Origin of the sequence: Kitasatospora sp. NPDC050543 (assembly GCF_044457565.1) — a bacterium.
Classification (GTDB): domain Bacteria; phylum Actinomycetota; class Actinomycetes; order Streptomycetales; family Streptomycetaceae; genus Kitasatospora.
The window spans coordinates 16,627-36,851 of the sequence record NZ_JBITGZ010000048.1 but is presented as its reverse complement, the minus strand read 5'-3'; the positions used below and the strand labels follow the sequence as shown (position 1 = coordinate 36,851).

The 20,225-nt window shown below is 74.4% G+C and carries 15 protein-coding genes and 2 pseudogenes; 5 read left to right on the top strand and 12 right to left on the bottom strand.

What is annotated here, in order from left to right:
- Window positions 1-202: 202 nt before the first annotated feature.
- A complete protein-coding gene (locus ACIBH3_RS33275; RefSeq protein ID WP_396315840.1) occupies window positions 203-985 on the bottom strand; it encodes an SGNH/GDSL hydrolase family protein in 783 nt (260 codons plus the stop codon).
- Window positions 986-1,262: 277 nt separating this feature from the next.
- Between ACIBH3_RS33275 and ACIBH3_RS33270 the strand changes: the two genes are divergently transcribed.
- Complete coding sequence (locus ACIBH3_RS33270) at window positions 1,263-2,270, top strand: MBL fold metallo-hydrolase (RefSeq protein ID WP_396315839.1); 1,008 nt, start codon at window positions 1,263-1,265, stop codon at window positions 2,268-2,270.
- A gap of 102 nt (window positions 2,271-2,372) precedes the next feature.
- Here the strand turns inward: ACIBH3_RS33270 and ACIBH3_RS33265 are convergent.
- Window positions 2,373-2,844, bottom strand: a pseudogene (locus tag ACIBH3_RS33265) (DUF6328 family protein); the annotation flags it as partial.
- A 132-nt stretch (window positions 2,845-2,976) separates the two neighbouring features.
- Window positions 2,977-4,467, bottom strand: a complete 1,491-nt coding sequence (locus ACIBH3_RS33260; RefSeq protein ID WP_396315838.1) for a bifunctional phosphatase PAP2/diacylglycerol kinase family protein — start codon at window positions 4,465-4,467, stop codon at window positions 2,977-2,979.
- Window positions 4,468-4,733: 266 nt separating this feature from the next.
- Between ACIBH3_RS33260 and ddaH the strand changes: the two genes are divergently transcribed.
- Both ddaH and ACIBH3_RS33250 read left to right on the top strand, forming a co-directional pair.
- Window positions 4,734-5,576 (top strand): dimethylargininase, encoded by an 843-nt coding sequence (ddaH, locus tag ACIBH3_RS33255; protein WP_396315837.1) that lies wholly within the window; start codon window positions 4,734-4,736, stop codon window positions 5,574-5,576.
- A gap of 142 nt (window positions 5,577-5,718) precedes the next feature.
- Window positions 5,719-6,132 carry a CBS domain-containing protein gene (locus ACIBH3_RS33250; protein WP_396315842.1) on the top strand — a complete coding sequence of 138 codons (414 nt, stop codon included), beginning with the start codon at window positions 5,719-5,721 and terminating at the stop codon, window positions 6,130-6,132.
- Here ACIBH3_RS33250 and ACIBH3_RS33245 read toward each other — a convergent pair.
- The 3 genes from ACIBH3_RS33245 to ACIBH3_RS33235 are packed head-to-tail and all read right to left on the bottom strand — an operon-like array spanning window position 6,117 to window position 8,289.
- Window positions 6,117-6,296 carry a hypothetical protein gene (locus tag ACIBH3_RS33245; protein WP_396315836.1) on the bottom strand — a complete coding sequence of 60 codons (180 nt, stop codon included), beginning with the start codon at window positions 6,294-6,296 and terminating at the stop codon, window positions 6,117-6,119. The two genes, ACIBH3_RS33250 and ACIBH3_RS33245, sit on opposite strands and share 16 nt — an antisense overlap.
- Before the next feature lie 25 nt (window positions 6,297-6,321).
- Window positions 6,322-6,891 (bottom strand): 2'-5' RNA ligase family protein, encoded by a 570-nt coding sequence (locus tag ACIBH3_RS33240; RefSeq protein WP_396315835.1) that lies wholly within the window; start codon window positions 6,889-6,891, stop codon window positions 6,322-6,324.
- Window positions 6,892-6,948: 57 nt separating this feature from the next.
- Window positions 6,949-8,289, bottom strand: a complete 1,341-nt coding sequence (locus ACIBH3_RS33235; protein ID WP_396315834.1) for an FAD-dependent oxidoreductase — start codon at window positions 8,287-8,289, stop codon at window positions 6,949-6,951.
- Window positions 8,290-9,329: 1,040 nt separating this feature from the next.
- On the opposite strand from ACIBH3_RS33235, the gene ACIBH3_RS33230 reads away from it, so the two are divergent.
- Complete coding sequence (locus ACIBH3_RS33230) at window positions 9,330-10,193, top strand: DUF5958 family protein (RefSeq protein ID WP_396315833.1); 864 nt, start codon at window positions 9,330-9,332, stop codon at window positions 10,191-10,193.
- Here ACIBH3_RS33230 and ACIBH3_RS33225 read toward each other — a convergent pair.
- The 5 genes and pseudogenes from ACIBH3_RS33225 to ACIBH3_RS33205 form a co-directional block, all read right to left on the bottom strand.
- A pseudogene (locus ACIBH3_RS33225) lies at window positions 10,193-10,485 on the bottom strand (transcriptional regulator); the annotation flags it as partial. The gene ACIBH3_RS33230 and the pseudogene ACIBH3_RS33225 overlap by 1 nt on opposite strands.
- A 132-nt stretch (window positions 10,486-10,617) precedes the next feature.
- Window positions 10,618-11,910 carry an alpha/beta hydrolase family protein gene (locus ACIBH3_RS33220; protein ID WP_396315832.1) on the bottom strand — a complete coding sequence of 431 codons (1,293 nt, stop codon included), beginning with the start codon at window positions 11,908-11,910 and terminating at the stop codon, window positions 10,618-10,620.
- A gap of 215 nt (window positions 11,911-12,125) precedes the next feature.
- The gene (locus ACIBH3_RS33215) at window positions 12,126-12,887 is read right to left on the bottom strand and encodes a response regulator (protein WP_396315831.1); all 762 of its coding nucleotides are present in this window, start codon (window positions 12,885-12,887) and stop codon (window positions 12,126-12,128) included.
- Complete coding sequence (locus tag ACIBH3_RS33210; protein ID WP_396315830.1) at window positions 12,884-14,173, bottom strand: sensor histidine kinase; 1,290 nt, start codon at window positions 14,171-14,173, stop codon at window positions 12,884-12,886. The genes ACIBH3_RS33215 and ACIBH3_RS33210 overlap by 4 nt, the downstream gene beginning before the upstream one ends.
- 564 nt (window positions 14,174-14,737) lie before the next feature.
- Entirely contained in the window at window positions 14,738-17,053 is a 2,316-nt protein-coding gene (locus tag ACIBH3_RS33205) for an FUSC family protein (RefSeq protein ID WP_396315829.1), read from the bottom strand.
- Between the two features lie 486 nt (window positions 17,054-17,539).
- Between ACIBH3_RS33205 and ACIBH3_RS33200 the strand changes: the two genes are divergently transcribed.
- The gene (locus ACIBH3_RS33200) at window positions 17,540-18,538 is read left to right on the top strand and encodes a DMT family transporter (protein ID WP_396315828.1); all 999 of its coding nucleotides are present in this window, start codon (window positions 17,540-17,542) and stop codon (window positions 18,536-18,538) included.
- Window positions 18,539-18,540: 2 nt separating this feature from the next.
- Here the strand turns inward: ACIBH3_RS33200 and ACIBH3_RS33195 are convergent, their stop codons facing one another.
- Complete coding sequence (locus ACIBH3_RS33195) at window positions 18,541-19,872, bottom strand: KamA family radical SAM protein (protein ID WP_396315827.1); 1,332 nt, start codon at window positions 19,870-19,872, stop codon at window positions 18,541-18,543.
- Window positions 19,873-20,225 lie beyond the last annotated feature (353 nt).

Here is a 20,225-nt window from a genome sequence, read left to right as displayed (position 1 = left end):
ATTCGATGGCGTGGCTCACACCGGAAGTGCTGTGAGCCCGCCCACACCGTCGACACACGGTCACCACCCGAGCCCGCCCCGCCACCGAACCCCACTCCCGAACGTGGCCCCCGCCACATCACCCCCCGACGAACAGCTCCCGGACCACCGGAGCTGCCCTCGAAACCGCACTGCCCCGCCGTCCGGGACGGCGGGGCAGTCGCTAGAGCGGGAGCAGTTCGGGGCGCTTGGCCTCGACGTTGTCGCCCGAGGACTCGCCACGCAGCCGCCGCCCGACCCAGGGCAGCAGGTAGCTGCGCGCCCACTGGATGTTCTCGCGGCGCTGCTCGGCGGTGCTGGGCGTGTGCCGGGCCGGCCACGGCGCGTCCGGCTCCTCGGCCACCGGCAGGCCCAGCGAGCGGGCGGCGAGCAGCGCGACCCGCTGGTGACCCTCGGGGGAGAGGTGCAGCCGGTCCTCGCTCCAGGCCCGGCGGTCGTGCACCGCCCGCAGTGACCAGAGGTCCGCGACCGCGCAGCCGTTACGGTCGGCGATCGCCCGCAGGTGGCCGTTGAAGGTGGCGATCTTGCCGCGCAGGTGGCGCAGGACCGGCACGCCGCGGGTGTCGAACCCGGTGCAGATCAGTACCGTCCCCGCGTACTCGCGCAGCTCCAGGACGGCGGCCTCGAAGCGCTCGGCGACCTCGTCGGGGTCACTGCCGGGGCGCAGGATGTCGTTGCCGCCGGCGCAGAAGGTCGCCAGGTCCGGCTGGATCCGCCGGACCTGCGGCACCTGTTCGGCGGTGACCTGGTCGAGCAGCCGGCCTCTCACCGCCAGGTTGGCGTACCGGAAGTCACCGGGCGGGCGTCGCTCGGCGAGTATCCCCGCCAGCCGGTCCGCCCAGCCGGCGAAGGCCCCGTCCGGTCCGGGGTCGTTGAGGCCCTCGGTGAAGCTGTCCCCGAGGGCGGCGTACGAACTGAGGTCAAGGATCTCCTGGTGGTCGGGCATGAGGTAGATAGTTCACTGCATGAAGTGACCTACGCGACCGTAGGTGGCCCGTCCGGGGGCGTGAGCTTGGCCACTCGCCGCGGCCGGGTCGCCAGGAGGCGGGGGCGCGGCGCCAGAAGGCGGCGGTGGTACCGGTGGTGAGTGGGGGTCAGGGCACGCCGCGGAGCAGCATCCCGCGCGAACGGCAAGGGGCGGGGCCCCTTCCTACTTCGTGCCCGACGCGTCGACCATGGAGGGGTGCGGCCGACCGCCGGCCGCACCGCGAGGGGGCGCAGCCATGAACGACGAAGCATCCCTGCCCGCAGACGCAGACGCAGACGCAGACACAGGCGCAGACACAGGCGCAGGCGCCGTCGCAGCCGGCCGTGCCGTCCGGGCGCCCGCCGCCGGCGGTGTACCCGCCGACGAGGCCGCGCCGCCCGGGGGCTGGTACGTGGACGGCCGCTGCACCAACTGCGACGTCGCCCGCCAGCTCGCCCCGGAGCTGATCCACGAGATCGGCGGCCGCTCCGAGGTCGTCCGCCAGCCGCGCGACGAGGCCGAGACCCGGCAGCTGCACGCCGCCGCCTACGCCTGCCCGACCCGCTCGATCCGCCCTCCCGGCCGGCGGCTGGACCCGGCGCTGGATCCGTTCCCGCTGCCCCTGGACGAGGGCCTCTACCTCTGCGGGCACAACTCCCGGCAGACCGCGGGCGCCAACTCCTACCTGCTGCGCCGCGGTTCCGGGAACCTGCTGGTGGACACCCCGCGCTGGAGCGCCGAACTCGCCGACCGGTACGAGGCGCTGGGCCCCGTCACCGACGTCCTGCTCACCCACCGGGACCACGCGGCGCACGGCCGGCGCTACGCCGACCGCTTCGGTGCCCGGCTCTGGATCCACGAGGGCGACCGGGAGGCCGCCCCCGGCGCGGACCGGGTGCTGAGCGGGATCGAGCCGGTGAAGGTCGCGGAGGGCGTGATCGCGTACCCGTTCCCCGGACACACCAGGGGCAGTGTGCTGTTCGTGGCCGACGAGCGGTACTGCTTCAGCGGCGACAGCCTCTACTGGTCGCGTGCCACCGAGGACATCGAGGTGGTGGAGAGCGTCACCTGGTACTCCATCGAGGAGCTGGCCACCTCGCTCGCCCGGACGGTGGACCGGCTGCGCTTCGAGTGGCTGCTGCCCGGCCACGGGGACCGCAGGCGCCTGCCGGCCGAGGAGATGGCACGGCGCCTGAAGGGGCTCACGGCCCGCGCCCAGGGCCTGCGACCGCAGCCGATCGACTTCTCCGCCGTCCGCTGGTGACCTTCCGCCTTCCCACCTCTGCGCTGCCTTCCCGCCTCCCTCGTGCCGACCTGCCCGCGCCGCGCCAGCCCGCCGCCGGTGAGTGCACGGGCGGCCTGAGCGACCGCGGTCCCGGGTGCGCCTGTGCAGCAGCAGGACGGGCATCAGCAGCCAGCACGTCGCGAACCAGAGCATCACCGCACCGGTGAGGGCCCAGGCGAGGCCGGATCCGGTGGCCACCCGGAGCAGGAGCAGCAGGGAGCAGCTCACCGTGAGGGCGAGCAGCGTCACCCCGACCGAGACCAGCCGTCCGGCGGCGTCGACCAGCTGGGCCTTGAGCCGGCGGCCGGCGAGCAGCCGGTGGTAGGAGACCGGGGCGATCAAGGTACCGGTGGCGAGCGCGCCGAGGACGACCGTGATCACGTACCGGGACTGGTCGAAGGTGGGCCAGCGCGGCGAAGCGGGGGGTGAAGGCGACGCTCAGCAGGAATCCGAAGAGGATCTGCGCGCCGGTCTGCGCGACCCGAACCTCCTGGAGGGTCTCGTTCCACCTGCGGTCGGCGCGTTCCTCGGGAGTCTCGTCGCGGGCGGTCCGGTCCGGTCCGGGTCGGGGCCCTGGCCGGCGGACTGCCGCGGGTTCACGGTCGGCCGCCGATCGGGCCGGCGGCCGGGCGCGGCACCGGCCCGGCGCCGCGCTTGGTCGGCGCGGCGCGGCCGGGGCCGTGGTTCAGGGGGCATCGGGATGCCGGGGCCGGTAGACCGTCAGGCCCGCCCTGGCCTTGGCCAGGCGCAGGCTGCCGGTGGCGGGTACGGCCTCGCCGTCGACGGCGATCTGCCGCGCGCTGCCGAGCGAGGTCACCTCCAGGGCGGTGAGCCGCGCCGCCCGGTAGACGCGGGAGCGGGCGAGGGTGCCGGAGAGGAAGGCCCCCGTCAGCCGGGTGCGTGCGAAGGGCGCGCTGCCGTCGACGGCGCGGACGTCCAGCAGCCCGTCGGCGAGCGCGGTGCGGTGGGTGGGGGCGAAGCCGGGCGGGTCGTACGAGCCGTTGCCGGCGAAGAGCAGCCACAGTCGCCGAGGTGTGCCGGAGACCTCCAGCTCGACGGGCTCCGCGGCGGCCAGCACCTGCACCACGGCTGCGGCGAGCGCCGGCCACTTGCCGGTCCGCCCCTCCAGCCGCTCCCGCATCCGGACCAGCTCGGGGTACACGCCGATGCTGAAGGTGTTGACGAAGACCTCGCGGCCGGAGCCGTGCGCGGCCAGCCCCAGGTCGACCGCGCAGCCGCTGCCCGCCTCGACCGCGTCCGCGGTAGCGTCCGCCGAGCTGATCCCCAGGTCGACCGCGAAGTGGTTGAGCGTCCCGCCGGGGAAGACCGCCAGCGGCAGGCCGCGCCGGGCGGCGATCTCGGCGGCCAGGTTGACGGTGCCGTCGCCCCCGCAGACCCCGAGCGCACCGCCCTCCGCCTCGGCGCGGTCGGCGGCCGACTCCAGCAGCCCGGCCAGGTCCTCGCCCTCCTCGCAGAGCCGGATGTCGGCCTTCGGAAGGAGACGGCGCAGCTGCTCGTCGGGGCTCGCGGCGCCGGAGAGGTCGAGTGCGCCCGACCCGGACGAACGGTTGACCACGACGGACAGGCCCGCGCCCTCGGGCAGGGCGGGGACGTCCGCCGGCGGCGGGGCGGCCGGCACCGGGCGGTCGGCGGTCCTGGGCCACCAGCGCAGCGTCAGCGCGGCCGCGCCGGCGCCCAGGGCGATCCCGGCCACGACGTCGCCCGGGTAGTGCGCGCCGACGTACACCCGGGAGGCCGCCACCGCCCCGGCCACCGGTGCCACGAGCGCTCCCAGCAGCGGGGATTCCAGTGCCACACCGGTGGCGAAGGCGGCGGCGGAGGCCGAGTGGCCGGAGGGGAAGGACGTGGTGAAGGGCTGCCTGAGGAGCTGACGGACCAGCGGGACGTGCGTGAGTGCCGGGCGGGGGCGCCGGGTCAGCCGCTTGGCGGCGATGTTGGCGGTGGCGGAGGCGATCGCCAGGGAGCCGATGCCCCGCAGTGCCGCGCGCCGCCCGGACCGGCCGCCCACCGCCGCCAAGAGGGCCGCCGACCCGAACCAGAGCATCCCGTGGTTGGCCGATCTGCTGAGGCCGGGCAGCCAGGACTGGGTGCCGCGCAGCCGTGCCAGCGCCACGCGGTCGAACAATGCCCGGTCGATCTCGTTGATCGTCGCCACAGCCGGAGGCTACCGTGCACGGCCCCGGTTCGCACCGCCGTGCCGGTCGGGTGGGGGAGTGCTGGGGGGAGCGATGGCAGCCCGGTGGCAGCTCCGTGGCCGGGTCGTGGCACCCGGGGTCCGGGGGCCGGCCGGGCGCAGGATGCCGGCACGGCAGGCGCAGGCCGGCGGGAAGTGTGGCGCAGGCCCCGGCCGCCGGAGGTGTGGCGCGGGGCCCGAGCGGGAAGCCGCCTGGATGTCATGTACACAGACGGAGGAGACACCGCATGCCGCCCCACGCTCCGGCGCGCACCGCCCGGCCCAGGCGCTACCTGATGTGCCGTCCGACGCACTTCACCGTCGACTACGCCATCAATCCGTGGATGGACCCAGCCACCCCCACCGACACCCCGCTCGCGATCCGCCAGTGGGAGCGCCTGTACGCGACCTACGTCAGCCTCGGCCACACCGTCGAGCTGATCGAACCGGTGCCCGGCCTGCCCGACATGGTGTTCGCCGCCAACGGCGCCACCGTCCTGGACGGGCGCGTCCTGGTCGCGAACTTCCGGCACTCCCAGCGGGTCCCCGAATCCGACGCGTACCAGCGCTGGTTCCGTACCCGCGGCTTCCGCGAGGTCCGCCAGGCCGACCACGTCAACGAGGGGGAGGGTGACCACCTGGTGGCCGGCGGGGTGGTGCTGGCCGGTACGGGCTTCCGTACCGAGCGGGCCTCGCACGCCGAGGCCCGCGCCCTGTTCGGCGTCCCGGTGGTCAGCCTCACCCTCGTCGACCCGCGCTTCTACCACCTCGACACCGCGCTCGCCGTCCTTGACGACGACCAGGTCATGTACTACCCGGGGGCGTTCTCCCCGGAGAGTCGGGCCGCGCTGCGCGCGCTCTTCCCCGGCGCCATCCTGGCCGAGCGTGCCGACGCCGAGGTCTTCGGCCTCAACGCCGTCTCGGACGGCCGTCATGTGCTGCTCCCCTCCGCCGCCCGGAGGCTGGCCACCCGGCTCGCGGCCCAGGGCTTCGAGCCGATCCCGGTCGATCTCTCCGAGTTGCTCAAGTCGGGCGGCGGCGCGAAGTGCTGCACGCTCGAACTCCGGCATTCGGGCCGGGCGGTGTCCTAGATCGTCTCGCGGGTCGGCCGCGCTCTGTCTATGGTGAGCGGACTGTCACATTCTGTCCCGGATTGTCCGTCCCGAAGTGGAAGGGTCGGAGCCGGCGGGGCAGCCCGAGGAGGACATTCCAGTGATTACAGCCCGTGACATCATGCACGGTGGAGCCCAGTGCGTCCGCGCCGAGCAGTCCCTCGCGGACGCCGCCCGGATGATGCGCGACATGGGCGTCGGAGCGCTGCCCATCTGCGGCAGCGACGAGAAGCTCAAGGGAATCATCACGGACCGTGACATCGTGGTCCGATGTATCGCCGAGGGCAAGGACCCGGCCTCGATGAAGGCGATGGACATGGCGGGCCATCTCCACTGCGTGCGGGCCGACGACGACATGGACGCGGTGCTCAAGAAGATGGAGCAGCACCAGATCCGCCGCATCCCGGTGATCGACGGTGAGCGCCTGGTCGGCATGATCAGCGAGGCCGACCTCGCGATGGGCCACCGCGAGGGCAACCGCCTGACCGACCGGCAGATCATCGAGTTCATGGACAGCGTCTACACGAACCGCTGACCCGCACCAGGGAACGCCCGGTACGCGAAGCATGCGACGTGCACGACGCACACGACGTACGTCACGTACGAGGCGTACGAGGTGTGTGAGGCGTTGTGCGCGGCGCGGCGCGGCGTGGGCACCGAACCCGGGTGCCGGCGCCGCTTCGCGCCGTCCGGGTCCACCGGCATCTCCCTGACCGGTTCGGGCCTACTCGCCGCGCTCCGCGACCCGCAGCCCCACACCGTCGAACTCCGGTACGCCGAGCGTGAGGAGCGTGCGGGACTCGCTGTCGTAGCTGCGGGCCGCGTCGAACAGGCCGGACACGTCCGGCAGCCGGCCGACGATCTCGTGCGCCGTGGCCAGCTCCGCCGGCTCCACCCGCCTGGTCAGCCCGACGTGTGGCGACCAGCGGCCCGGCAGGTAGAACGGGTTGGGCTCGCCGGCCCCCGACAGGATCCGCCACACCTCACGGTGCAGGACCATCAGCTCCACCGTCGGCACCACCGCCCAGGACAGCACCCGCCGCCGGCTCCGCGCGCTGTACGACACCAGCCCGGTGAGCCGCACGGGCAGCGGAAGCGCCGCCGCCAGCAGCTCGTTGAGCAGTGCCGGCGCACCGGCCGGCATCGTGCCGAAGGACGCCATGGTCAGGTGCGGGCGGTGCGAGGGGTGGGTGTTATGGGCGAGACTCGGTACGCCGCCCTCGGACAGCCGCTGCCAGAGCCCGCGTACGGCGGCTTCCAGGGTGGGATCGCAGGTCAGCTCGACGGTGTGCACCCGCCCACGGTAGACCGGGCGGCACCGGCTGCGGCTGCCGGGCCCGCCGGGTGCGCATCAGCGTCCGGGTCGCCAGGTGTGCATCAACGCCCTCGGTGCCACCAGCCGGTGGGCCGGCGCGACCAGGCCGAAGGCCTCCATCACGGCGGTGGCCAGATACCCGTCGTGCTCGGCGGCGCTGAGCATCCTGAGCAGGTGGCGCCTGATCAGCGCCATCCCCGGCAGGCGTTTCCCGGGCACCTCGGGCAACAGGTGGTCACCCAGTACGGAGAACCACCACGGCTGGGTGATCAGCCGTGCGGACGCCCGGTAGTAGTGCTTCGGGAGCTCCTTGCCGGCCCGCATCGCGGGCGTCATCCCCCGCAGGCACCGCCCGAGCGCCAGGGCCTGGAGGGCGGCGGAGGTCATCCCGGCCCCGTACACCGGGTTGAGGCTGCACTGGGAATCCCCGACCGCGACCATACCCGCGGGGAGGTCCGCCAGCCGGTCGTAGCGCCGTCGGGTGCAGTGCGCGAAGCGGTACACCGCGACGTCGTCGAGCGGTTCGGCGTCCCGGATCACCGCCCAGACGTCCGGCGGCGCCAGGCGCCGCGCGAACTCCAGGAACCCCTCGGGGTCGGCCGGCGGAGCATGCGTGCCGTAGCCGTACAGGGACAGCACCCACTGGCCGCGCTCCTGCTCGGAGAGCGCCAGCCCGGTCGGCCGGCCCGGCTGCGCGCCCACCACGACGATGCGGTCACCCGAGGGCGCGGTCCCGGAGAGCCGAAGATGCCTGCTCGCGTACGTCAGATCGACCCGGGTGCGCTCCTCCCGGGGGCGGGCGAAGCCAAGTTCGTCCAACCAGGCCGTGCTGCGACCGCTGCGCCCGAGGCAGTCGACGACCAGGTCGGCCGCCAGGGTCCGTTCCCGGTCGCGGCCCCGGGGGCAGATTCTGACGCCGGTGACGGCGCGCCGCTCGGTGGTGACCCCGGTGACCTCGTGGTCGCCGAGCAGCCGGACGTTGGGCAGGGCCAGGGTGCGCCGACGCAGGTGGCCCTCGAAGAACGGCCGGCTGGCCAGCAGCGCCTGCAGCCCGGTGGGCACCTGGGTGAGCACGTGTCCGTGGAAGCCGAAGCGGACGTCGGCGAGGAAGTCGACGTGGCGGGCGCCGTCCTGGAAGAGCTCCTCGGTAACCCCGGGGTAGAGGGTCTCCAGGATCTCGTAGCCCTTGGCGAGGAACGCGTGCGCATGGCGCCCCTGCGGCACTCCCCGGCGGGGGCCGACGCCCGCCCAGTCGTCCCGCTCGACGATCGTCACGGCGGTGAAGTGATCGGCCAGCACCCGGGCCGTGACCAGCCCGGCGAAGCCGGCGCCCAGTACCACGGCGTGCGTTTCGGCGTGTGTTTCGGCATGGGTCATCGCGTACTCCTGGGTCGCGTCTGGTGTTCGGTGTCCGGCTGCTGCGCCGGCCGTTCCTCGCCCCGTGTACCGCTGGGTCGGTCGTGGAGCCGGGTTCCGTCGCGTCGGTCGTCCGCGCGGTCACCCGGTGGGCGCGGGCGCTGGGCGTCGAAGGTCCGCTATGGGCGCGCGAAGCGCCGGCGGAGCCGGGGCGACGGGTCTGTGGCTGTAGCCGCCGGGGCCGCCGGTGCTGCCGTGGCTGCGGGGGCGGCGGGGGCGGCGACGGCTGGCCGGCGCTGCTCCGTACCGAAGCCAAGGGGACGGGGCCGCGCGGCGCGCCCGGTGGCGGCCCGGTCGGCGGTCGGCTCCGGCGCGGGTGGGGAACTGTGGCTGTAGCCGCCGGTCAGGGACTTTGCGCGAGGGTCGCGGGCCGGTGGCTTTGCCGCGACGTCACCGCGAACCAACCGGGAGTTCACTGCCCGGTCGCGGGTGTGCTGTTCGATCGCCTGGGCCAGGGGATCCCGGCGGGCCGGGAGCGGTAAGTGGGTCCCCGGTATCACGGTGCACGTCGTGGCGCTGCTGACGGGTCTGGTCATGGCTCGCCTCTCCGAGATGATTGGTGGTCAGTTGAGCTGAGGAGAAGGTGGATCGAGTGGGAACACGGTCTCTCCCTTCGTCCCGTCCTCTCCGTCGTCACCCCCTCCTTCCCGCAGTCATCTGTACTGCTCATCGGATCATCGAGAGTCGGGCGAGCTCTACCCCCGGCGCCGGACGGCCATGCCTGCGCGTGCCGACGGCTTCGATCATGCCGCCCTGGTACGCGCCCCGGCGCGCGGCAGTCGGCCGACCTGCGCCGATGCCAGGCCGGGGCGCGAGAGCGGTGCCGCGCGGCGGTATCCGGTGCGGCGTCAGCTGGGAGCAGGCTGTACGAAGTCGGGGGACCAGCTGAAGGTCCGGGGCAGGCCTGGGCGTACATTCCAGGAAGCGACATCTACCGCAAAGGCAGTGAACCGATGCAAATCCCACCGGTGTCGGCCGGCCCCGTCCGGAGCCCGCTCCCGATGCACGAGCGCGTCGAAGAATTCCTCGCGCTGGAGCCCGAGTCCGGGCGGTTGAGGCTCCGCGAGCTGGCCGACGAGTGCCTCCGAGCCGGCACCACCGACGAGGACGCCGCCGACGGCATCGCCCGCGCAGGACTGCGGCCCGACCAGACCCCGGCCGTCCTGCTCACCCGGCCGGCCGACGGCGGGCTCGGCGGCCGGCTTCGACGGATCGCGGACCTGCCGGAGAGCGAACTCGCCCAGGCGTTCCGGCTGCTGGTGGCCCTGCTTGCCCTCGCGGACGCCCGCCGCGCCGAGCGCCGGCGTCGCCACCACGAGCGGGTGACGGAGCTCCTGGCGCGCGGTGGCATAGGTGTGCTCCAGGGGCCTGCCGTCGACGCCGTCGATGCCGGTGACGCCGCCGACCCCGCTGTACGCGCCGAGCCCGCTCTACCCGCCGACGCCGCAGGAGTCCTGCCGTGCCCGGCGGCCTGCTGGGACATCGGTGCCCGTCCCGAGGACGGCCTGATCCACGAGAGCGTGCCCCGGAGCAGCCCGCAGCTGATCGCGCGGGTGAACGCGCGCTGGCACCAGCTGGCCGCCGAGAACGGCCTGTTCGCCGCCGACGGCGACTTCCTGCTCGGCGTCGAGGGGCCGGAGGCGGAGCTGCAGCCGGAGTGGATCCGGGTCCGGCTGCTGAGCACCTGGGACCCGGCCGGAGCCGCAGCAGCCACCGGCCTCCTCGGATCAGCCCCGGGGCGACCGGAGTTCACCACCGCCGCCCTCGACGGCAGCGTTGTCCTCCAGGTGACCACCAACCGGTCGACGGTCGATGTCTACGCCCTCCCTCACCCCCGCCGGGCCGCCCTCTTCGCGACCACCTGACGAGCGCGGCTGGCGGCGACCGCCTGGAGGTCGGCCACGAAGACCCGGGAGTGGTGCGGGTGTTCGTCGGGCGGCTGGATCGCGCGGGCGGCGCGGTCGGTGAATCAGCGGTACACGAAGCCGGCCGCCGGGCCGCGCACCGGCGGGTGTCTGCCGACGAGTGCGGCGGCCGGCTCGTCTGGACGAGGGTCTCGTGCAGGCCGGTGATGACCCGGGCGCGGGTGGCGGTGAGCCGGTCCAGCAGGCTGAACAGGGCCGCTTGGCCGTGCGCCGTCGGGTCGTGCGCTGTCGGGACGTGCGCCGCCGGGGGTGGGGCGGTCGGCGCGGCCCGGCGTGGCGCCCCCGGCCGGCAACTGCCGTACGGGGACGCGGCCTCACCACCTGTCGGGGTTGCCCGCCCGGGCAGGCGACGGATGCGGGCCCGTCACCCGGCGGGGAGCAGGGACCGGAACCATTCGGCTATCTGGGGCAGCGAGGCACGCTTGGACGGTGAGTGCCCCAGGGCGCCGACGTCCAGCAGCTGCGCGTCCACGCCGTGGGAGCGCAGGGCATCGGCGCAGTGGTGGGCGTTGAGGATCGTCACATCGCTGTCCCCACTGGCGGCGTAGAGCCGGACGGGGACGCGCGGGGCCCAGTCGGTGCAGGTGGTGTCCTGGGCGCGCAGGGCCCCCAGTAGCGCGCCGCTCGGATGGGCGGCCTGCTCGATGAAGGCGGGGGTCAGCAACTGCTGAGGGGTGTCGGGAATCCCGGCGAGGACCTCACCACTGCTGTGGTTGCCGTCGAAGAGGCTCTCCACGGTGGTGGCGTAAGGCTGTTGGAAGACCTCGGCCGGGTTGTCGTAGAGGTGGTGCAGCCGGTTCATCGACACCACCCAGTACGCGAAGTAGTAGGCGGCGTGCTTCGGGTCCAGCGTGTTGGTGAACAGCCCGGCGGGCATCTCCGCGTGCTGGGCGTCGTAGGGGCCGCTGATCGGCGCCAGCGCGGCCGGACGGAAGGACGGGTCGGCGCCCGACTGCAGCGCGCGGCCCAGGGCCATTGCCGCCGGACCGCCCTGGGAGAACCCGGTGATCAGGACCTGCTGGTCGAGCTGCCGGCTCTGCCGGGCGGCGAAGGCCCGGGCGGCGCGGAGCATGTCCACCGAGGCGGTGGTCTCCGAGCGGACGTCCGCGTAGGGGTGGAGCCCGGGACCCACGCCGAGGCCGAGGTAGTCCGGAGCGACGGTGGCGTACCCGGCGCCGGCGAAGAGCAGGCTCTCGGCGCGTGCGTCGGGCCCCACCGACGGGGCGTCGGCGCGTGCGGTCATGGTGCCGTGCTCGAAGGCGACGACGCGCAGCAGCCGGCGGCCGTCGGCCGGCAGCGCGAGCAGTCCGGAGGCCGTGGTGGGCCGGCCCTCGGCGTCGACGGTGCGGTAGACGAGCCGGTACGTCGTGGTGCCGACGGCCGGCACGGGGGAGGGGAGGCCGTGCTGGGTCAGGTAGTCGGCGGTGGCCGCCCGGGTGAGCTCGGTGAGCGGCACCGCGGAGATCAGGCTGCCGCGCTGCTCGGCCGGGCAGCGCGCGGCCGCGTCGCCCGGTGTCGCAGCCGCCAGGGCGAGCGCGGCTGCCAGCGCCGGCGCGAGGACGGCGGCTGCCCTCCCCCGGAGGCTCGCGCTGCGACGGCTGCTGGTACGGCGGTGTGGGGGCCGGATGGGTCCGGTCTGTGCGGGCGTGGGCTGCATGGTGCGGCTCCGTCGAGTTGGTGGTCATGGTGTGGTCGCGGCGGTCGGAGTGGCCGCCGCGGCACCATGATTTGCCGTCGGGGTGGTCGCGCGAATCGCCGCCGGGAGTGAACTGTCGGGCCACTCCGGGGAGTGACGTGGAGTGGGACGTCACTCCCGGGAGGGACTCGCCGGGATCGTCCCGGCGATGCGCAGGCCAGGGCCGGCCGAGGTGCTCATGCGCAGCCGGGCACCACGAGCCCCGTCTCGTAGGCGCAGATCGCCGCCTGCGCGCGGTCACGCAGGCCGAGCTTGGCGAGGATGCGGCTGACGTGGGTCTTGACGGTGTGTTCGGAGACGAAGAGCGCGCCGGCGATCTCCGTGTTGGACAGGCCCTGGCCCAGGCAGCGCAGCGTCTCCCGCTCCCGCGCGGTGAGCACGTCCAGCCGGCCGTCCACGTCCACGGCCGGCACATCCACGGCCGCCACGGCCGACGGCCCACCCCGGTCGCCCGGATCGGCCGGACCAGGGGCACCGGCCGGGCCGGCAGTACCGGAAGGTTCGGAGCGGGGCAGCCGCCTGGTGTAGTCGGAGATCAGACGCCTGGTCACCGAGGGTGCGAGCAGTGCCTCGCCGCCCGCCACCACCCGGACCGCCTGGACGAAGTCGTCCCGTCGCACGGTCTTGAGCAGGAAGCCGCTCGCGCCCGCGTAGAGGGCGTCGTACACGTACTCGTCGATGTCGAAGGTGGTCAGCATGAGGATCCGGCACCCCGCGCCCTCGGCGGCGAGCAGCCGGGCGGCCTCGATGCCATCCAGCACCGGCATCCGGATGTCCAGCACCAGGACGTCCGGTCGCAGGTCGCGCGCCAGCCGGACGGCCTCCGCGCCGTCCGCGGCTTCGCCGACCACCTCGATGTCGGGCTGGACGTCGAGCATCATCGCGAAGCCGTTGCGGACAAGCTCCTGGTCGTCCGCCACCACCACCCGGATCGTCACCGGCTGCCCTCCATGACGGGCAGTGGCAGCCGCAGTGCGACCTCGAAGCCGGGCCGGCCGTCCGAACGCGGCCCGGCGAGCGCACTGCCGCCGCAGGCCGCCGCCCGCTCGCGGAGGCCGACCAGCCCGTGTCCGCCCCGCCCCCGGCCCGCCCCGCCGACTCCTGGCAGGCCGCCGCCGGATCCGCTCGCACCGGCCGCCTCGGGCCCGCCGAGGCCGCTCGGGCCGCCGCCGTCGGCCGTGTGCCAGCCGTCGTCCGTCACTGTCACGGCCAACTGCTCGGTCGTCCAGACGAGCCGGACGGCGACCGAGCTGGCCTGCGCGTGCCGGACGGTGTTGGTGAGGGCCTCCTGCACGGTGCGGAAGGCGGCGATCTGCACGTCCGGCGGGACGGCGCCGGGCGGCCGCTCGCCGAGCACCTCGTAGCCGACCGCCAGGCCCGTCCGCCGGACGGCGGCGACCAGCCCGGGGATGTCGGCCACGGTCGGCTGAGGGCTGCGCGGGGCGGAGCGGCCGGGGCCCTCGCCGCCCCCGAGCGCGGACAGTATCCGCTGCAACTGGACGGTGGCGTCCCGGCCGGCGTCGGAGATCGCCTCGAAGGCGGCCTTCGCCCGCTCGGGGGCGTGATCGATCATCAGCGGCCCGGCCTCGGCCTGGACCGTCATCAGCACCACCGCGTGCGCCAGCACGTCGTGCATCTCCCGGGCGATCCTGGACCGTTCCTCGGCGGCCGCCCGCTCGGCCTCGGCCCGGGCCCGGCCGGCCTCCAGGTCGCGCTCGGCCTCCAGCCGGAGCGCCCGCTCCTCCACACTCGCGGTGTACTCCTGCCGCACCCTGGCGGCGGTGCCGAAGGCGGCCGCCGCCGCGAACGCCATCACATAGAAGGCGATCTCCTGGCTGCCATGGTGCTTGAGAACCTCCACCGCGAGGACGGTCGGCGCGGCCAGGACTGTCAGCACCAGCCGCTGGCGGCGCGAGCCGAGCGCGAAGACGGTGTAGAGCGCGATGAACGAGGCGTACGGGAACGGCTGGCCGGGCCGCCGGTAGAGCACGGCGGCGGTGCCGAGCACGGCGACGAACAGCAGCACGGCGAACGGCCATCGCCGCCGCCACAGCAGTGCCCATGCGCAGACGCTGGTGAGAGCGAACGCCTGCCAGGTGACATCCGATGCCGCGCCGGGCACGACGAAGGGGATCGCCACCAGCAGTTGCACCAGTACGGCGATCCCGCCGTCGACCAGACGGTGACGGCGTACCTGCTCGGCCCCCGGACGTTCTGTCGGCACGGTCGGCTCCTCTCCCCTTCCGATCCCCTCGGGCGCCGCCCCTTGTGGCGACCGCGGTCAGTATCGTGGCCTCCGCCGCGCGGCCGCATCGCTCCAGAGAGTGATCCTCGCTGGTCCGGCGTAGTTGTCCGGCGCAGTGTCGTGCGGGGCGGCGTCGTGTGGGGCGGCGTCGTGTGGGGCGGCGTCGTCGGTGCGGTCCCGTGCCGGGCTACGACCCACTACGTCGTTCCGTCACCGACAGCGCGAGGCCCGGCCCCTCTCCGCCGTCGGGGGCGGGGAGGGACCGGGGCCCGGTATCAGGTCGTGGGACGGCGGGGTGCGCCTGGAGCACTGTCTCCAGGAGGGAGCCGACGGCGTCCAGCACGAGGTGGAGGAAGGCGCCGCGACCGCTTTTCAGGCTCATGAGACTCCTCGATTCCGTAGAGGTAGAGGTAGAGGTAGAGGTAGAGGCAGGGGTCGAGGTGGAGGTGGAGGTGGAGCGAGATCGAGTGCTCCCACGCGCGGGGCCGGTGCCTGAACGGAGAAGTGCCCGAGCGGGGTACAGCGCGACAGCGGTCCGGCCGGTCAGGGGGTACGGCCCGCCGGGGCCGGCTGCGGCGGCGGTGCGGCGATGGCGGCGAGGTCGTCGAGCAGGCCGCTGAGCCAGACGCTGAGGTCGGTGGCGTTGAGCAGCAGCGGGTCGGCCGGCGGCTGGGCCGTCAGCGTCCGCTCACCGAGGAGCACCTCCCTGGCCTCGGCGAGCCCCGGGTCGGCCAGGTCGCCCCCGTCGCGTCCACCACCCGCGTCGCCCTTGTCGCCCCGGCCGGGGCGGCCGCGGAGCCGTACCGCGCGGCTCTGCCGCTGGAACGCGGCGGCCACCCGTACGGCGTCCCGGCCCAGCCGCTCGACCGTCCGGGGCCAGGGCGACAGCGAGCCGGGCGGGCAGCGGGTGAGGAGCAGTTCGGCGCCCCTGGTGGTGTGCTGGCAGGCCAGCAGGGCGGCCTGCCAGTTGGCGCCGGCCATCACCGGGTCGTGCCGCTCCGCCTGGAACTGGGCGTAGGAGGCCTCGGCGAGGTACAGCGTGTGCTGGGTACGCCGCAGTGCCTGCGTCCCGGCTGCGGTGCCCGCCACCACGGCCACCGTCTCCTGGAGCGCGAGCGCACTGTCGGCGAGCAGTCCGGCCACCGAGCGCCGCAGCTCGCTGCCGCCCCCGCGCGGCCAGGCGAGGAGGCCCGCCAGCGTACCCATGGTGGCTCCGATCACGACGTCGACCAGCCGGGTCTCGGCCAGCCGCCAGCTGGTGGGCGCCAGCTGGGTGAAGATCATCGCGACCACCACGGTGAACAGTCCCTGACCCCATGCCACTCCCAGCAGCGGTCCGGCAGAGAACGCGACCAGCATCGCGACCGGCAGCGCGGCGGCGTAGAAGGCAGGGCGCTCACCGACCGCGAACAGCAGCGGCGCCGTGGCCAGCGCGCCGACCAGGGTGCCGGTGATCGCCGGACGCAGCGTCATCCGGGTGTCGGCCGCGCAGGTGCGCATCAGTGTCAGGGTGGCGAGCAGCGCCCAGAAGCCGTGCGCGAGGTCGAGCGCGCCGACGAGCAGCCGGGTGGCGGCCAGGGCGACGGCGATCCGCAGCGCGTTCTGGAAGTAGACCGAACGGGGCGTGAAGTGGCCCAGGAACCTGCGCCACCACAGCACCGGAGCCGGCTCGTGGGCGTACCAGAACGGGCTGCGCCACGGCGCGGTGGGCCGCGGGTCGGGCGGGATGGGGGCGCGCCGGCTGACCCGGACGGCGAGCAGCAGGAAGCGGGCGCCCTCGGCGGCGTCCAGGGCGATACAGCCCAGCCGCAGCCTGGCCTCGGCGGCCTCGGGTGAGGACGGCCCAGGGCCGTCGGCCGGCGCCGCGCGGGCGGCCTCGAACGCCGTGATCGCCGCCTCCAGCCGGGCGGTGCCCGGCGGCTCGGCCCGGGGACCGAGGCCAGGCGCGGCCGCGCGCAGCGCCTGGGCGACGGCCCGCAGCAGCTCCGCGCTCTCGGGTGCCGGGCCGGCCGTCGGGCCGAGCGTCGCCACGCGGGCCAGCTGCGTCCGGGTGTAGCGCAGGGCCGTGGCGCAGTGGGTGAGTGCCCGGTCCACGGCCCCGGCGGAGGCGGGACGCTCCAGCACCGGGACCCGCAGGGGCCGCAGGCCCTCGACCGCCTTCCGGCTCGCCGCCAGCGGCTCCAGCGGCTCCTGCGGCTCCGGCGTCCCGGGCTCGGCGCGGGCGCCGGAGGGCCCGGCTGCTGCCCTTCCCGGCGGCGCCGCGCAGGCCTCGGCCACGCTGTCGGCCAGCCGGGCCACCACGGGGACGGCGCGCGCCAGCCGCTCGCGGTAGCGGACGGGGGTCGGCTCCGGCCAGACCACACGTTCGGCGGCGGCCAGCAGCACCAGTCCGATCGTCACCCCGGACAGCCGGGACAGCAGCGTGTCCGGCACGTACGGCGGGAAGCAGGGGAGGATGTAGAAGAGCTGCAGCCCGTTGGCCAGTCCGACCAGCCGGGGTCCGCCCACCGACCCGTACGCGACGGCGAACCCGATCACCAGCATGCCGAGCGCAGCCGACCAGGCGTGCACGGCCAGCAGGGTGCCGGTGGTGACCAGGACGTACGCCGCCGGCACCACCAGCAGCAACGTGCGGGCGCGCTCCCGGGGGCCGCCCCCGAGCTGGGAGAGGGCGCCGGTTGCCACGACGCCGAACAGGGCGTAGGTCGCCATCGTCCGGTCGTGCAGGCCGTACCGGCAGACGTAGAAGCCGGTGCAGGCCGCCAGGGTGACGCGGAGGGCGCGGTGGACCGCCAGCAGCTGCGGATCACGGCGGCGTAACCACCCGGAGACCCCGGACATCCGGCCCATCCGGCCCATCGGCACCTCGCTCCATGCGCCCGTCCACGGCCACGGCTGAGGTCACGGCTCCGGCCGGGGCCGGGCCGGCGTGCGGTCCGGACGTCGTGTCGCGTGCCCGCCCACCCGCCCTTGCCGGCGGGGCGGCGCAACCATTGCAGCCGTGCAGCCGTGCAGCCGTGCAGCCGTGCAGCCATGCAGGCACCGCGGCCACCCGGCACGGACCAGGCTATTGCGCGCCGATCGCCCCCGCATGCCGGTCCCGTCAGGTCCCGGACACTGCGCCCGGGGCGGGCGCGAGGAGCCCGCCGGTACTCCGGACGGTGCCGCCGGACAGCTGGCGACGATGCACAGGGGCGGCGCCGCCGCCCAGGGGGCAACGCCCGCCGTCCGGGCGGGACGCGGATGACGAATCAGGCGCAGCACCCCGAGAACCACCGCCGCCGGACGGCCCTGCCTCCCTCGTGGCGCCCCGCGGACCGGGCCTCGCCACTGGAGAATCGGTGCGTGGTCTCGGTGCTCTTCGCCGTTCTGACGGCACTCAGCAACGGCACGGCGTCCGTGTTCCAGCGGCGCGCCGCCTCCACCATGGCGGACTCCGCCTCGATGCGGGTCTCGCTGGTCGCCGGCCTGCTGCGCCGCAAGGTCTGGCTGGCCGGGATCTGCCTGGTGGTGGTGGCCGGGATCTGCCAGGCGGTGGCGCTGTCCACCGGGCCGATCTCCCTGGTCCAGCCGATCTTCGTGATCGAACTGCCCGCCACCCTGTTGCTGGCCGGAGTGCTGCTCCGTCGCCGGCTACCGGCCACCACCTGGGCGGGGGTCGCGTGTGTGACCGTCGGGCTGGCGCTCGGCCTCGGCGCGGCCGCCCCCAGCGCCGGCAGCAGGACGGTTCGGCCCGAGGACTGGCCGTTCGCCCTGATCGCCATCGGGGCGCTGGAGGCGCTGCTGATCGGGCTCGCCCTGCGCCGGCGCGGCAACCCGCGCGCGGCCCTGTTCGGACTGGCGGCGGCCTGCGGCTACGCGCTGACGGCGGCGCTGATGAAGGACGCCATGGCGCGGCTGGCCGACGGCGTGGTCCAGCTGCTGACGGCCTGGCAGCTCTACGGGACGGCTCTCGCGGGCGTCGCCTCGCTGTTCCTGCTGCAGAACGCCTTCCAGGCCGGCGCGCTGGTCGCTTCGCAGCCGATGCTGACCCTGGGGGACGCGATCCTGAGCACCTGCCTGGGGGTTGCGCTGTTCGCGGAGACGATTCGGACGGGCTGGTGGATCCTGCCGGAGGTGGTGGGGCTGACGCTGATCGCGATCGGGTGCGTGGTGCTGGCGCGGGCCTCCGCCGAGTCCGGGCTCGCCACCGCGGCCGGGCCCGCCACCACCCCGGCGGCAGGCACCCCGGCGACAGGTCACCCTGTGCCCGGTACCCCTGCGCCCGGTAGCCCTGCGTCCGCCGCCTCGCGGCCGGAGGATGAGGACGGCGGCCGGCCGGGCCCGCCCGGCGCGCCGTCCTGACCTCAGGCCCCGGCGGTGCAGGGCGCCGCGACCGAGCGCCCATGCCCGTTGGCCGGCGGATCGGCGGCGAACCAGGGCCGCCGTTCGAACGAGGCGGGCCGCAGCTGGTCGTACCAGGTGGCGGTGTCGTCATGGCGGGCGAAGAACGGGTGGCCGACCCGCTGCGGGTCACGGGCCTGCAGGAAGCGGCAGACGAAGACCCGCTCACCGCCGATCTCGGCGCTGCCGTCGAGGCTGACCTTGCCGGGAGAGGCGGACATCACCGGGCCGCGGCTGGTGCGCTCCAGCCCGGAGACCCGCCGGGTGGCCTCCTGGTACACCTCCAGCGCCCGGGCCAGCGGGATCTCGAAGTACCCGCTGGCGCCGGTGTCCCGTTCGACGAACATGTAGTACGGGATGACCCCCAGGCCCACCATGGCGCGCCACATTTCGGCCCACACCTGCGGGTCGTCGTTCACCCACCGGATGACCGGTGCCTGCGCGCGGACGACGGCCCCGGTGGCGCGGATCCGGGTGATCGCCACGCGGACGGCGTCGGTGGCCAGCTCCCGTGGATGGCTGAAGTGCGCCATCACCGCCACCTGCCGCCCGGCCCGCACACACCGTTCGAACAGCCGCAGCAGGTCGTCGGCGTCCTGGTCGGTGGTGAACCGGTACGGCCAGTAGCCGAGCGCCTTGGTGCCGAAGCGGATCGTCCTGATGTGTTCGGTCCCCGGGTCGAGCAGCGGCAGGACGTACCGGGCAAGGCGCTCGCTGGACATGATCATCGGGTCGCCGCCGGTGAGCAGCACGTCGGAGACCTCGGGGTGGGCGCGCAGGTAGTCCACCGCCGGCCGGGGCGAGTCGACGGACTGCTTCAGCTCGCTGATTCCGACGAACTGAGCCCAGCGGAAGCAGTACCCGCAGTAGGAGTGGCAGGTCTGGCCCTGGGCGGGGAAGACCAGCACCGTCTCCCGGTACTTGTGCTGGAGGCCGGGCACGGGCCGCCCGTCCAGCAGCGGCACGTTGGCCGACAGCTGGTCGCCGGGGTGCGGGTTGAGCGCGCGGCGAGCGGTGTCGACGGCGTCCGCGAGCCGCTCCCGGGAGGGCTGGTCGGCCATCAGCTCGGCGAGGCCGTCGAAGAGGTCCCCCGGGAGCATGTCGCGATGGGGGAAGGTCATCCGGAAGATCGGGTCCTCGGGCACCCGGTCCCAGTCGATGAGCTCGTCGAGCACGTAGTTGTTGACCTTGAACGGCAGGACCGCGCTCACCACGGAGATGTCCCGCCGGAGCGTGTCGTCGGCGGCGGCGAGCTGCGGCAGCCGGGCCAGCCGGTGGCCGGGTACGGCTCGCATGCGTGGGCGGCGTGTGCCTCGGGGGCCGGCGGGACGGTTCTCATTCGGCGTGCGGCCGGTCACCGGTGGTGGATCCGGTAGGTATGTGGCGTGCGTGGCCATGCTCGGCTCCCCACTTGCCCCGCTGCGGGGCCTCGACTGCGGCCCGTCACCGATCAGGCCGGGTCCGTGCCGCCACAGCCAAGCCGAGGCGGCTGCTGCGCGCCAGATCGCTCGGAGCGGATCCGGCCACCGTGGGACGGCCGGCCGCGCGCTGTAGATCTCGACATGGACCCTTGTCATCGCTCATGCGATGATCCAGGCGCCCTTCGTCCCGGATCTGCGGCAGAGTGATCGCCGGGTGAACGGTGTGC